This is a genomic window from Mesorhizobium sp. LCM 4577 (genome assembly GCF_001854795.2).
Classification (GTDB): domain Bacteria; phylum Pseudomonadota; class Alphaproteobacteria; order Rhizobiales; family Rhizobiaceae; genus Mesorhizobium; species Mesorhizobium plurifarium.
The window spans coordinates 56,501-69,530 of record NZ_MDDU01000009.1 but is presented as its reverse complement, the minus strand read 5'-3'; the positions used below and the strand labels follow the sequence as shown (position 1 = coordinate 69,530).

Sequence of the window (13,030 nt, the reverse complement as noted above, 5' to 3'; positions counted from 1 at the left end):
CGCGTCAGATGCATCGCTGCATACCCAACGGTTGAGACCAATCTGGGAGGATTGCCATGACGTCGACGGCGCAGGAACTGCACCCGGCCCCCACATTGGCCCCGGGCAGGACGATCCTCGAGCTCAACGGCCTGGAAAAGCGCTATCCCGGCACGCACGCGCTGAAGCCCGTGCATCTCGCCTTCAAGGCGGGCGAGATCCACGCCATCGTCGGCGAGAACGGCGCCGGCAAGTCGACCCTCATCAAACTGCTCACCGGCGTCATGCCGCGCACCTCGGGCGAGGTCATCTGGGAAGGCAAGCCAACGGCTCTGGCGACCCCGCACGAAGCGATGGCGCTCGGCATCAACGCCGTCCACCAGGAGGTGGTGCTGTGCCGCCACCTCACCGTCGCCGCCAACATGTTCCTCGGCGAGGAGGAGTCCCGCTTCGGCCTTCTGCAGCAGCGCGCCATGGTCAAGGACGCGCAGAAGATCATCGACGGGCTGGGCTTCGATCTGCCGGCCCATGTCGTGCTCGGCGACCTTACCATCGGCCAGCAGCAGCTGATCGCCGCAGCTCGGGCTACCGTGCGCGGCACGAAGTTCCTGATCTTCGACGAACCGACCGCCTACCTCACCCGCAAGGAGGCCGACCAGCTCTTCAAGCTGATCCGCAGGCTGAAGGGCGAAGGCGTCACCATCATCTACATCAGCCATCGCATGGAGGAGGTGTTCGAGCTTGCCGACCGCGTCTCCGTGCTGCGCGACGGCACTTTGGTCGGCACCCGCGACATCGCCGAGACCGACGAGGCCGAACTGGTCAAGCTGATGATCAACCGCTCGATCGAGCAGATCTACCACAAGGAGCATTTCACCCCCGGCGCGACGATCGTCGAGACGAAGAACCTCTCCGGCAAAGGCTTCGAGAATGTCTCCGTGACCGTCCGCGCCGGCGAGATCGTCGGCCTCTACGGCCTGATCGGCGCCGGCCGCAGCGAGTTCGTCACCACGCTCTACGGCCGCCACAGGAAATCGGCCGGCCAGATCCTGTGGGAGGGCAAGGAGGTCCAGGTCAATTCCGAGCACGACGCGATAAGGCTCGGCATGGCGCTGGCCCCAGAAAGCCGCCGCGACCAGGGCCTGTGCCTCAATTTGTCGGTCGGCATGAACCTCAACCTGCCGATCTACAAGCGCATTTCCAGCAACGCGCTGATCTCGGGCGCCAAGGAAAAAGCTGAGGCCGACCGCCAGATCGCCGACCTGCGCATCAAGACGCCGACGCGCAGCGCGCTCGCCTCCAGCCTGTCCGGCGGCAACCAGCAGAAGATCGTCATCGGCAAATGGCTGGCGCATGGTGCCAAGCTGTTCATCTTCGACGAGCCGACGGTGGGCGTCGATGTCGGCACCAAGGCCGAGATCTACCGGCTGTTCTCGACGCTGCTGGCCAAGGGCGCCGGCATCATCCTGATCTCATCCTATCTGCCGGAAGTCTACGAGCTTGCCGACACGCTGCATGTGTTCCGGCGCGGCAAGCTGGTCGCCACGCATGGTTTCCGCACCGCGAGCCACGAGGACATTCTGGGACAGGCACTGGCCGAGAAACAAGAAAAGTCGGGAGGACAAAAATGAGCATCGAGGCGATCCCCGCCGAAAAATCCAAGCGCAATTTCAACGCGCTCTTCGGCCTGACCCTGCTTGGCCTTCTTCTGCTGATGTGGATCGTGCTGGCTGTCGCCACGCCGTCCTTCGCCACGGCGCTCAACATCACCAATCTTCTGCGCCAGGGCTCGTTGATCGCCATCTTGGCCGTCGGYCAGACCTTCGTCATCATCACCGGCGGCATCGACCTGTCGGTCGGCGCGGTGGTCGGCTTCACCACGGTGGTCGTCGCGCTTTTGATCAATGCCGGCTGGCCGATCTGGGCGGCGGTGCTGGCGACCTTGCTGGTCGGCGTCGCCATCGGCCTGTTCCATGGTTTCGGCATCGTCAAGATGGGCCTGCCGCCCTTCATCATCACCCTGGCCACCATGACCTCGCTGCGCGGCATCGGCCTTCTGATGACCAACGGCAATTCGATCTCGATCAACAGCGACCCGTTCCAGGCATTCTCTCGTGGTTCGTTGTTCGGCATCCCCTATCTGTTCTGGATGGTGATCCTGGTCGCCATCCCGTCCTACATCTTCCTGCACCACACGCGCTGGGGCCGCTACCTGTTCTCGGTCGGCTCCAACGCCGAGGCCGCCCGCTTGTCGGGCGTCAACGTGCCGCGCACCATCTTCATGGCCTATATCCTGTCCGGCCTGCTGGCCGCCTTCGTCGGCGTGCTCTTGGCCTCGCGCATCGGCATCGGCAACCCGACACAGGGCGACACCTATGAGCTGCAGGCCATCGCCTCGTCGGTCATCGGCGGCACCTCGCTGTTCGGCGCCATCGGCTCCGTGCATGGACCGCTGATCGGCTCCTTCATCCTGTCGACGATCAACAACGGCGCCAACCTGCTCAACGTCAACACCTTCTGGCAGCGCGTCATCACCGGCCTGCTGATCATTGTCATCGTCTACTTCGACGGCCTGCGCCGCCGGGGCAAATGACTCCTCCCTGAAACTCCGCGCCGGCCCCGCATGCCGAGGCCGGCGCTCCTTTTTGAACACTGGATCTGCCATGAAAGCCGTCGTCTGCCGCTCGCCCGGCGAGCTTGTCCTCGAAGACCGCGCCGACCCGGGGGCGCCTCCGCCCGGCTGGGCGCGTGTCGCTGTCAGCCATGTCGGCATCTGCGGCACCGACTATCACATCTTCGAAGGCAAGCACCCTTTCCTGGCCTATCCGCGCATCATGGGCCATGAGGTTTCGGGCACCATCGTCGATAAGGGGGATGGCGTCGATCTTGCGGTCGGCGAGCCGGTCATCATCAACCCCTATATTTCATGCGGCAAATGCATCGCCTGCCGGCACCGCAAGCCGAATTGTTGCGTGAAGATCGAGGTGCTCGGCGTCCACCGCGACGGCGCCATGTGCGACGAAATCCTGGTGCCGGCCCAGAACCTTTATCCCGCGAACGGCCTCTCGCTGTCCGATGCCGCTGCGGTGGAATTCCTGGCGATCGGCGCGCACGCCGTGCGCCGCTCATTGGGCGCGCCCGGCCAGCGCACGCTGGTCATCGGCGCCGGCCCGATCGGTCTCGGCACGGCGATCTTCGCCCGCATCGCGGGGCTCGACGTCAGCCTGCTCGACATGAGCGGCGAGCGCCTCGGCTTCGCCGAAAAGGAGCTTGGCTTTGCCGCGCTCGACACCTCGAAGGCGACAGCCGACGAACTGGTGCGGCAGGCGACCGGCGGCGAAGGGTTCGACCTCGTCTTCGACGCGACCGGCAACACGCAATCGGTGCAGTCGGCCTTCGCCCATGTCGCGCATGGCGGCACGCTGGTGCTGGTCAGCGTCGTCAAGGACGACATCGCCTTCTCCGACCCCGAGTTCCACAAGCGCGAGATGACGCTGATTGGCAGCCGCAATGCCCTGAAGGCCGATTTCGAGCATGTCGCGGCCTCGATCCGCAACGGCGCCGTGCCGTTGAACAAGCTCGTCACCCACCGCACCACGCTCGCCGGAACGCCGCGCGACCTGGCGCGATGGACGCATGAGAAGTCGGGGCTGATAAAGGCGGTGATCGAGGTGGGGTGAGGCGCCGGTTCCTTAGCGCGGAAATGCCGGCGGGACAGCACCCCCTCTGTCCTGCCGGACATCTCCCCCGCAAGGGGGGAGATTGGACGTCGCGTCCGCTTTCGCCAATCGCCAACGTCGCAGGATGAAAAGCGCCGGCGGCGCAACTGCCGATCTCCCCCCTTGCGGGGGAGATGGCCGGCAGGCCAGAGGGGGGTGGGCGGGAACGCGGCGCCTGTTGCTCGTCTCCGAGCCGCCGTCCAGGATCGTCCCGACGGAGCTGCGCCCCTGAAAACCTAATCGCCAGCGGCCAACCTCAACTCCACCCGCTCTGCCGGAAAGCGCGACTCCGCGAACTGGATCGGCTCACCGTCGAGCGTCACGTTGACGGCGACCGTCACCAGCACGATGGCGCCGGGCTGCAGATCGAGCGCTGCAAGGTCGTCGGCGTCGGCGTGGCGCGCCGACAGCACGGTTGAATGCCGCAGATAATCGTTGATGCCGAAACGCTTGAGCGAKGCGGTGATCGACCCCGTCTTGGCCATCGCGTCCTCGATGCCTGCGAAGCGCTTGGCATCGAACCAGGTCGTCGCCCGCGACACCGGATGACCGTCGGCCTCGCCGCGCGTCTCCAGGCAAATGACGGCCGCACCCTTGGCGATGCCCAGCGCCTCGGCAATGCGCCGGCTGGCAGGCTCGGTGGATGACGACAAGAGCGCGATATGCCGCTCGCTCGTCTGCCCCTGCAGCCCCGTCGAGAAGCGCGTGCGCGCGCCGATCGGATAGGACAGCCGCTTGCGCGACAGGACGAAGGTGCCGCGCCCCTGCTCGGCCCTCAGCACGCCTTCCTGCACAAGGGCCGCAATGGCGCTGCGCACCGTATGGCGATTGACGCCGTAGCGCTCGGCCAGCGCGACTTCAGGCGGCAGCGCCGCATTCTCGGCGAAGTCGCCACTTGCGATCCCCTGCAATATCTTGTCGGCGATCTGCCGCCACAGCGACACGCCGTTACGCCTTTCGATGCTGTTCGCCAGTCCAGCCATCATCGCCCCAAGCATTTTTCCCGGGCTGTCATCCACCCGTCATGGACTCCCGTTACGAGGTAGGTATAATTTGTATAGTTGTCTATATCAATAGACAAATTTATGCATGCAAGGAGCGATGCCATGCGAGGACAGGAAGCGCGCGAGCAGGCGGGGCGAAAAGCCTTGATGGCGACGCTGGCGCACGCCGAAGCCGATGAGATCGCCCGTCTCTGGAACGAAGCGGGCCTGCCTTCCGAGGCCGAGCTTTTGCGCGGCCCCGAAACCGGGCTGGTGACCGTGCGCGGACGGATCGGCGGCGGCGGCGCGCCGTTCAATGTCGGCGAGGCGACGGTCACCCGCGCCACGGTGCGGCTGCCCTCCGGCCAGATCGGCCATTCCTATGCGCTCGGTCGCGACAAGGGCAAGGCCAGGCTCGCGGCGATCGCCGACGCGCTCTGGCAGGACCCGGCCCATCGCGAAACGGTCGAGACGAAGCTCGCCGCACCCTTGCGCGCGGCGCTCGACGCGGCGCGCGAGACCCGGCGCGTCGAGACGGCGGCAACGAAAGTGGATTTCTTCACCATGGTGCGCGGAGAGGACTGATGAATATCGCCACGCAATCGATCGACGGCGGCTTCGCCGACCCGGTCTTCAACGCCCAGGCCGTGTTCCGCGCCATCATGGACGCGATGGCGCGACCGGGCACCGTCCAGGACCTGCCGCAACTCGCCCATCCGCCGGCGCCGTTGTCGGCGACGGCCGGCGCCGTGGCGCTCTCGCTCTGCGACAACGACACGCCGGTGTGGCTCGATCCGCCGCTGCAGGCGGAAGCCCCGGTCAAGGCCTGGCTCGGCTTCCACACCGGCGCGCCATTGGCCAACACGCCGGCCGACGCGCATTTCGCGTTGATCGCCAATCCGAAGGAGATGGCGGCGCTCGACGGTTTTGCGCAAGGCACGCAGGAATATCCCGACCGCTCGACGACACTGATCCTCCTGGTCGACGACCTTGCCTCGGGCCCGTCGCTGCTGCTCGAAGGACCCGGCATCGAAAAGACGTCGATGATCGCGCCTCCGGGCATGCCGCGCCATTTCGTCGAGCAGTGGAAGCAGAACAACCAGCGTTTCCCGCGCGGCGTCGACATCATCCTGGCGGCGCCGGGCAGCCTCGCCTGCCTGCCGCGCACCACCCGCATCAAGACGATGGAGGCATGACATGTATGTCGCGGTGAAAGGCGGCGAAGCCGCCATTGCCAACGCGCACCGCCTGCTTGCCGACCGCCGCCGCGGCGACCGTTCGGTGCCAGCGCTGCGCCTCGACCAGATCGTCGAGCAGCTGGCGCTCGGCGTCGACCGGGTGATGAGCGAAGGCTCGCTCTATGATCGCGAGCTCGCGGCTCTCGCCGTCGTCCAGGCGCGCGGCGACATGATCGAGGCGATCTTCCTGGTGCGCGCCTACCGCACCACGCTGCCGCGCTTCGGCTACACCAATCCGGTCGACACCGGCGCCATGCAGGTCGAGCGTCGTATCTCCGCCACCTACAAGGACCTGCCCGGCGGCCAGGTGCTCGGCCCGACATTCGACTACACCCACCGCCTGCTCGATCCCGAGCTTGCCGCCGGCGCCGAGGTCGAGGCCCCTGCGCAGCGTCCGGTCGAGGCCGAAGCCATGCCGCGCGTCTCCGCGATCCTCGCCCATGAAGGGCTGATCGAGGCCGATGGCGAGATGCCGCTCGACCATGTGCCGGGCGACATCACGCGCGAGCCGCTGCAATTCCCGATGGCGCGCGACATCCGCCTGCAGGCGCTGTCGCGCGGCGACGAGGGTTTTCTGCTGGCGCTCGGCTATTCGACGCAGCGCGGCTATGCCCGCAACCATCCCTTTGTCGGCGAGGTGCGCATCGGCGAGGTCGAGCTGGAGCTGGACGTGCCGGAGCTGCCCTTCGCCGTGCCGCTGGGCTCGATCCGCGTCACCGAATGTCAGATGGTCAACCAGTTCAAGGGCTCGGCCAAGGCGCCGCCGCAGTTCACGCGCGGCTACGGCTTGGTCTTCGGCCAGAGCGAGCGCAAGGCGATGGCGATGGCGCTGTGTGACCGGGCGCTGCGCGCCGGCGAGCTCGGCGAAGACGTCGTTGCCGCCGCGCAGGACGAGGAGTTTGTCATTTCGCATTCCGACAATGTCCAGGCGACCGGCTTCGTCGAGCACCTGAAGCTGCCGCATTATGTCGACTTCCAGGCCGAGCTCGGCCTGGTCCGCCGCATGCGCGCCGAATACGAAGCACGGGAAAACGAGGACAAGGCCACCGCCGAGGAAAAGCGGGAGGCGGCGGAATGAATTCAGTGCCCGCTACCGGAATGTCCGCCGCCGCCATCGAACGAGCCGCCGCCCGCGCCGGAGCCACTGGTGCCGGCAACGGTTTCGCCGTGTGGAGGCTCCTTTGGCGCCGGGAGGAACATCTTCCGAAGCGCGAAAGCTGCGATGCCAGCGAACACCAGCAAAAGCACGCCAAGATGCATCCAACCGGTGGAGTCCATCGGGCTCTTCTCCCGCGTCTCGAGCGCCAAAATCATACCACAGAGCCAGCGTGATCGCCATGACCGACATCGCCACCTACAACTTCGCCTATCTCGACGAGCAGACCAAAAGGATGATCCGCCGCGCCATCCTGAAGGGCATCGCCATTCCCGGCTACCAGGTGCCTTTCGCCTCGCGCGAGATGCCGATGCCTTATGGCTGGGGCACCGGCGGCGTCCAGGTCACCGCCTCGATCATCGGCCCGGACGACGTGCTGAAAGTCATTGACCAGGGCGCCGACGACACCACCAACGCCGTCTCGATCCGCGCCTTCTTCAAGAAGGTCGCTCATGTCGCCGTCACCACCGAAACCGCGACGGCGACCATCATCCAGACCCGTCACCGTATCCCCGAGCATCCGTTGACGGCGGGCCAGGTGCTGGTCTTCCAGGTGCCGATCCCCGAGCCGCTGCGCTTCCTCGAGCCGCGCGAGACCGAGACGCGAAAGATGCATGCTCTCGAGGAATACGGCCTCATGCATGTGAAGCTCTACGAGGACATCGCCAAGCACGGCCGCATCGCCACCACCTACGCCTATCCGGTCAAGATCGAGGGCCGCTATGTGATGGACCMCTCGCCGACGCCGAAATTCGACAATCCGAAGATGCACCGCTCGCCGGCTTTGCAATTGTTCGGCGCCGGCCGCGAGAAGCGCATCTACGCGGTGCCGCCCTTCACCGACGTCGTCAGCCTCGACTTCGAGGACCATCCTTTCGAGGTGCAGACCTTCGATCAGCCTTGCGCGCTGTGCGGCGCCGAGAATGTCTATCTCGACGAGGTCATCCTCGACGACCATGGCGGCCACATGTTCGTCTGCTCGGACACCGACCATTGCGAGAAACGGCGCGAGGCCCCTACCTCCCCCTCGTGGGGAGGTCGCGCCGAAGGCGCGGGTGGGGGGAACGGCCAAGCTTCTCTTTCTTCAACCCCCACCCCGGCGCTGCGCGCCGACCCTCCCCACAAGGGGGAGGGTAAGGAGGCCGAATGACTGACGAACCGCTGCTGCGCGTCTCGGCGCTCTCCAAATTCTACGGCTCGCGCGTCGGCTGCGAGAACGTCAGCTTCGATCTCTGGCCGGGCGAGGTGCTGGCGGTGGTCGGCGAGTCCGGCTCCGGCAAGACGACGCTGCTCAACTGCCTGTCGACCCGGCTGCTGCCTTCTTCCGGCACCGCGAGCTACCGCATGCGCGACGGCCAGTGGCGCGAGCTCTACCGCATGAGCGAGGCCGAGCGCCGCTTCCTGATGCGCACCGACTGGGGCTTCGTCCACCAGAACCCGGCCGACGGGCTGCGCATGACGGTGTCGGCCGGCGCCAATGTCGGCGAAAGGCTGATGGCGGTCGGCGACCGCCACTATGGCAGGATCCGCGCCACCGCCGTCGACTGGCTGTCGCGCGTCGAGATCGACGAGGACCGTATCGACGACGAGCCGCGCGCCTTTTCCGGCGGCATGCGACAGCGCCTGCAGATTGCTCGCAACCTTGTGACCGGACCGCGTCTGGTGTTCATGGACGAGCCGACCGGCGGCCTCGACGTCTCGGTGCAGGCCCGCCTGCTCGACCTGTTGCGCGGTCTGGTCACCGATCTCGGGCTGGCGGCGATCGTCGTCACCCACGACCTCGCCGTGGYGCGGCTTCTGTCACAGCGCATGATGGTGATGAAGGACGGCCGCGTCGTCGAAAACGGTCTCACCGACCGCGTGCTCGACGATCCGCGCGCACCTTACACGCAGCTTCTCGTTTCTTCGATTTTGCAGGTCTAGCGGCATGGTCCCGAACCAAAGGTCCGCGCCAGCGAAAAGTGGAAGCCGGTTTTCGGACCAGACCATGCGGCAAAACAAAGGACTCTAATCATGGCCACTCCGCTTGTCGTTTCCGATGTCGCCAAAAGCTTCACCATGCATCTGCGCGACGGTGTCACGCTGCCGGTGGTGACGGGTGTCTCCTTCTCGATCCGCGCCGGCGAATGCGCTGTGCTCGGCGGTCCGTCCGGTGCCGGAAAGAGCTCGATCCTGAAAATGCTCTACGGCAACTACGCCGTCGATGAAGGCCAGATCATCGTCCAGCATGGCGGCGGCTTGATCGACCTCGCCTCCGCCAGCCCGCGCACCGTGCTGTCCGTGCGCCGGCACACCATCGGCTATGTCAGCCAGTTCCTGCGCACCGTGCCGCGCGTCCCCGCGCTCGACGTCGTCGCCGAACCGTTGGTCGAGCGTGGCGAAGATCGCGAGACCGCGCGGGCTAAGGCTCGCTCCTTGCTCGCGCAGCTCAACCTGCCCGAAAAGCTCTGGGCGCTGCCGCCGGCGACCTTCTCTGGCGGCGAGCAGCAGCGCGTCAACATCGCGCGCGGCTTCATCACCGAGCACCCGATCCTTTTACTCGACGAGCCGACCGCGTCGCTCGATGCGAAGAACCGCGATGTCGTTGTCGAGCTCATCGCGGCCAAGAAGGCGGCGGGTGTTGCGCTCCTCGGCATCTTCCATGATCTCGACGTGCGCGACGCGGTGGCTGATCRTGTCATCGACGTCACCGCCTTCGCCGCAGGGAAGATTGCCGCATGAGCAAGAAACTTTCGGAGGCGCCGCTGGTCCACCCGACGGCGCAGGTCGAAAACTCGACGCTCGGCCGCTGGACCGAGATCGCCGAGCGCAGCCGCGTCGCCGAATGCGAGCTCGGCGACTATTCCTACATGATGCAGGACTGCGCCGTCTGGTGCGCGACCGTCGGCAAGTTCTCCAACATCGCGGCCAGCGTTCGCCTCAACGCCACCAACCACCCGACCTGGCGGCCGACGCTGCATCACTTCACCTACCGCGCGTCCGACTATTGGGACGACGCCGAGCATGAAAGCGCGTTTTTCGCTGAGCGTCGCGCCAAGCGCGTCACCATCGGCCACGACACCTGGCTCGGCCATGGCTCGACCATCCTGCCCGGTGTGACCGTCGGCGATGGCGCGGCCGTCGGCGCGGGCGCCGTGGTGTCAAAGGACGTCGCGCCCTACACCATCGTCGGCGGCGTGCCGGCAAAACCGATCCGCGAGCGTTTCGACCGCCGCACCGCCGAACGCTACCAGGCGCTTGCATGGTGGGATTGGGACCACGCAAGGCTTCGCGCCGCGCTCGACGATTTCCGCGAGCTGGAAGCCGAGGCGTTCCTGGAAAAATACGGCGGCTGATCAGCCGGGCGTCCGCATTTTTGCGTGTGTCCACGAACATGCGCGCATGCTAAAGTAAGGGATGTTTGAGGGGTTCATGCAGCCCTTGCGAAAGGACATCCCCGCCCGGCTGACCACCGCCGCGGAGCCGGCGCTTGTGACCGCTTTTGTGGTTCTGGTCTTTCTTGGCAGTATCCTTGCCGCTATCTGGTTCTGATCCGTTTCGATCTCGCGCGAGAACCCTGATCGTGCCGACCATTCGTCCCGCCACACCGGCCGATACAGATGCGATCTGGTCCATTCTCGAACCTGTCCTGCGAGCCGGTGAAACTTATGCGCTGCCCCGAGACTGGAACCGCGACCAGGCACTGGATTACTGGTTTTCCAATGGCCACGACGTGTTCGTGGCCGAGGAAGCCGGCGATGTGATTGGCTGCTACTATCTCCAGGCCAACCAGCGCGGCGGCGGCGCGCATGTCGCCAATTGCGGCTATGTCACGTCAACGACTTCGAGCGGGCGCGGCATTGCTACCGCGATGTGCGAGCATTCCTTGCAAAGGGCCGCCGAACTCGGCTTCCGCGCCATGCAGTTCAACTTCGTCATCAGCAGCAACGAGCGCGCGGTGAAGCTGTGGCAGCGGCTCGGCTTCGACATTGTCGGCACGATTCCGCAAGCATTCGACCATCCGCGGCTAGGCTATGTCGACGCGTTCGTGATGCACCGCATGCTGTAGGGATGCGCGGGGTTCATACCCTTGACACATGACTCGGACAGGAGGCGTTTCCCCCAAGGAGATCGCCATGCTCGACACAGTCAAACCCTCGCTCGCCGGATTTTTCGAAGGCACCAATCCGACGCCGCCCACCCATCTCGGCACCCGTTACGACACAGCCGGCAACTTCCTCCTCGAACCCGGCAACACCGTCGTCTGCCATCTGGTCGAAAGCTCGCCTTCGCAAGCTGCCATTGTCGAGGTGCGCGAGCGCATGCTGGCCATGCCGGATGCCGATCGCCTCGCCTTCACCCCGATCTCCAGCCTGCATATGACGCTGTTCCAGGGCATCATCGAATACCGGCGCCGCCTTCCCTACTGGCCTTCGGACGTGCCGCTCGACACCGGTATCGACGACATGACCCGCCTCTATCTCGAACGTCTGCAAGGCTTCGAAGGCCACGRCCCCTTCAAGGTCAAGACTGTYGAAGTCGTGCCGACCGGCCTCACCGTCGCCGGCGCCACCGAGGACGATCGGCAGATCCTGAAGGCCTGGCGCGACGCACTGTCAGTGCCGTTCGGCTACCGCCATCCGGACCACGACACCTATGTCTTCCACATCACCTTCGCCTACCAGATCCGCCGTCTCGCCGACGAGCGGGCCGCGGCATGGCAGGACCTGTTCGATGACTACCTGTCCTTCCTCGAGCGCGAGGCTCCGGTGATCGAGCTCAGGCCCCCGGCCTTCTGCAGTTTCAAGGACATGAAGCATTTCGAGGAATTGCTGGTGCTTGGTTGACGCCGATCAGCGACACAGACCAGCATTCCGCGCCAAGCCTGTGACTCGTAACAAAACTGACATCAATCCGACACCCCAGCTTCATCCGCCTGCGCTAGCGAAGGTTAACGGACCTTCGAAACCGCGACGTACCGGAGCTTTGCTATGTCGGCATCATCGGCCACGCTGGAAATCCGCGGCGTAACCCGACGATTTGGCAAGAACACCGCTGTCAGCGACATCAACATCTCGATCCCGCGCGGTCAGATGGTCGGCATCATCGGCCGTTCCGGCGCCGGCAAGTCGACATTGCTGCGCATGATCAACCGTCTCATCGATCCCAGCCAAGGGTCGATTTTTTTTGACGGCGCCGAGGTCTCCAGCCTGCAGGGCTCGCCGCTGCGCCGCTGGCAGCGCGACTGCGCCATGATCTTCCAGCAGTTCAACCTTGTGCCGCGTCTCGACGTCTTGACCAACGTCCTGCTCGGCCGCCTCAATCATCGCTCCACGGTTTCCAATCTGCTCGGCATGTTCACGCGCACCGAATGCGCCGAGGCGGTGGCCGCGCTCGAGCGCCTCGACATCGCCCGCACCGCGCTGCAGCCGGCCGGCACGCTGTCCGGCGGCCAGCAGCAGCGTGTCGCGATCGCCCGTGCCATGATGCAGCAGCCCAAGGTGCTTCTGGCCGACGAGCCGATCGCCTCGCTCGACCCGCTCAACGCCAAGGTGGTGATGGATTCGCTGCGTGACATCAACCTGCGCGAAGGCATCACCGTCGTCACCAACCTGCACACGCTGGACACCGCGCGCGCCTATTGCAACCGCATCATCGGCATGGCCGCCGGCAAGGTCGTCTTCGACGGCGCCCCCCAGGATCTCGACCGCGACGCCGTGCGCACCGTCTATGGCGCCGATGCCAGCGGCGCCGAGATCTCCGAGGCCATCACGTCGACCAGCGTGACCATCAAGCCGAAGATCACCGCATCCGCCGGACCGCTCGAACCAGCCTTCCCTGGCTACTGACGCCGCCGCCCCGGCCGCAGCGGTCTGGGCAAACCGTGGATTTCAGCCGAGCAACCCGGATCGCCCGCCAGCGTCAACGGCAAGACTTGAAAAATCAGAACGCCGCCGGCGCGCAGCCGGAACAACA

General features: G+C 65.5%; 15 protein-coding genes. 13 read left to right on the top strand and 2 right to left on the bottom strand.

Going from position 1 to position 13,030, the window contains the following annotated elements:
• Window positions 1-56 precede the first annotated feature (56 nt).
• The 3 genes from LCM4577_RS13425 to LCM4577_RS13415 all read left to right on the top strand — a co-directional run bounded on the left by LCM4577_RS13425 (window position 57) and on the right by LCM4577_RS13415 (window position 3,659).
• On the top strand, window positions 57-1,610 hold the full coding sequence (locus LCM4577_RS13425) for a sugar ABC transporter ATP-binding protein (RefSeq protein WP_071071643.1): 1,554 nt from the start codon (window positions 57-59) through the stop codon (window positions 1,608-1,610).
• Window positions 1,607-2,572, top strand: coding sequence for an ABC transporter permease (locus LCM4577_RS13420; RefSeq protein ID WP_071071641.1), 966 nt, complete (start codon window positions 1,607-1,609; stop codon window positions 2,570-2,572). The genes LCM4577_RS13425 and LCM4577_RS13420 overlap by 4 nt, the downstream gene beginning before the upstream one ends.
• A 70-nt stretch (window positions 2,573-2,642) precedes the next feature.
• Window positions 2,643-3,659 carry a zinc-binding alcohol dehydrogenase family protein gene (locus LCM4577_RS13415; RefSeq protein WP_071071640.1) on the top strand — a complete coding sequence of 339 codons (1,017 nt, stop codon included), beginning with the start codon at window positions 2,643-2,645 and terminating at the stop codon, window positions 3,657-3,659.
• Between the two features lie 275 nt (window positions 3,660-3,934).
• Here the strand turns inward: LCM4577_RS13415 and phnF are convergent, their stop codons facing one another.
• The gene (gene phnF / locus LCM4577_RS13410; RefSeq protein WP_371410047.1) at window positions 3,935-4,681 is read right to left on the bottom strand and encodes a phosphonate metabolism transcriptional regulator PhnF; all 747 of its coding nucleotides are present in this window, start codon (window positions 4,679-4,681) and stop codon (window positions 3,935-3,937) included.
• Window positions 4,682-4,804: 123 nt separating this feature from the next.
• Between phnF and phnG the strand changes: the two genes are divergently transcribed.
• The 3 genes from phnG to LCM4577_RS13395 are packed head-to-tail and all read left to right on the top strand — an operon-like array spanning window position 4,805 to window position 6,997.
• The gene (gene phnG, locus LCM4577_RS13405) at window positions 4,805-5,266 is read left to right on the top strand and encodes a phosphonate C-P lyase system protein PhnG (RefSeq protein ID WP_071071636.1); all 462 of its coding nucleotides are present in this window, start codon (window positions 4,805-4,807) and stop codon (window positions 5,264-5,266) included.
• Window positions 5,266-5,877, top strand: a complete 612-nt coding sequence (gene phnH, locus LCM4577_RS13400) for a phosphonate C-P lyase system protein PhnH (RefSeq protein WP_041006533.1) — start codon at window positions 5,266-5,268, stop codon at window positions 5,875-5,877. Before phnG ends, phnH begins: the two co-directional genes overlap by 1 nt.
• Before the next feature lies 1 nt (window position 5,878).
• On the top strand, window positions 5,879-6,997 hold the full coding sequence (locus LCM4577_RS13395) for a carbon-phosphorus lyase complex subunit PhnI (RefSeq protein ID WP_071031156.1): 1,119 nt from the start codon (window positions 5,879-5,881) through the stop codon (window positions 6,995-6,997).
• A 2-nt stretch (window positions 6,998-6,999) separates the two neighbouring features.
• Here the strand turns inward: LCM4577_RS13395 and LCM4577_RS13390 are convergent, their stop codons facing one another.
• On the bottom strand, window positions 7,000-7,197 hold the full coding sequence (locus tag LCM4577_RS13390; protein ID WP_071071634.1) for a hypothetical protein: 198 nt from the start codon (window positions 7,195-7,197) through the stop codon (window positions 7,000-7,002).
• A 59-nt stretch (window positions 7,198-7,256) separates the two neighbouring features.
• Between LCM4577_RS13390 and LCM4577_RS13385 the strand changes: the two genes are divergently transcribed.
• The 7 genes from LCM4577_RS13385 (at window position 7,257) to phnC (ending at window position 12,903) form a co-directional block, all read left to right on the top strand.
• On the top strand, window positions 7,257-8,225 hold the full coding sequence (locus LCM4577_RS13385; RefSeq protein ID WP_244508320.1) for an alpha-D-ribose 1-methylphosphonate 5-phosphate C-P-lyase PhnJ: 969 nt from the start codon (window positions 7,257-7,259) through the stop codon (window positions 8,223-8,225).
• Window positions 8,222-8,998 carry a phosphonate C-P lyase system protein PhnK gene (gene phnK, locus LCM4577_RS13380; RefSeq protein WP_071071631.1) on the top strand — a complete coding sequence of 259 codons (777 nt, stop codon included), beginning with the start codon at window positions 8,222-8,224 and terminating at the stop codon, window positions 8,996-8,998. The genes LCM4577_RS13385 and phnK overlap by 4 nt, the downstream gene beginning before the upstream one ends.
• 90 nt (window positions 8,999-9,088) lie before the next feature.
• Window positions 9,089-9,796: a phosphonate C-P lyase system protein PhnL gene (gene phnL, locus LCM4577_RS13375; protein ID WP_071071629.1), complete on the top strand. Its 708-nt coding sequence runs from the start codon at window positions 9,089-9,091 to the stop codon at window positions 9,794-9,796.
• The gene (locus tag LCM4577_RS13370; RefSeq protein WP_071071627.1) at window positions 9,793-10,410 is read left to right on the top strand and encodes a DapH/DapD/GlmU-related protein; all 618 of its coding nucleotides are present in this window, start codon (window positions 9,793-9,795) and stop codon (window positions 10,408-10,410) included. Before phnL ends, LCM4577_RS13370 begins: the two co-directional genes overlap by 4 nt.
• Before the next feature lie 227 nt (window positions 10,411-10,637).
• Window positions 10,638-11,123, top strand: a complete 486-nt coding sequence (locus tag LCM4577_RS13365) for a GNAT family N-acetyltransferase (protein WP_083354717.1) — start codon at window positions 10,638-10,640, stop codon at window positions 11,121-11,123.
• Between the two features lie 67 nt (window positions 11,124-11,190).
• Window positions 11,191-11,901, top strand: coding sequence for a DUF1868 domain-containing protein (locus LCM4577_RS13360; RefSeq protein ID WP_071071624.1), 711 nt, complete (start codon window positions 11,191-11,193; stop codon window positions 11,899-11,901).
• Window positions 11,902-12,045: 144 nt separating this feature from the next.
• The gene (gene phnC / locus LCM4577_RS13355) at window positions 12,046-12,903 is read left to right on the top strand and encodes a phosphonate ABC transporter ATP-binding protein (protein WP_040987387.1); all 858 of its coding nucleotides are present in this window, start codon (window positions 12,046-12,048) and stop codon (window positions 12,901-12,903) included.
• Window positions 12,904-13,030: the final 127 nt, after the last annotated feature.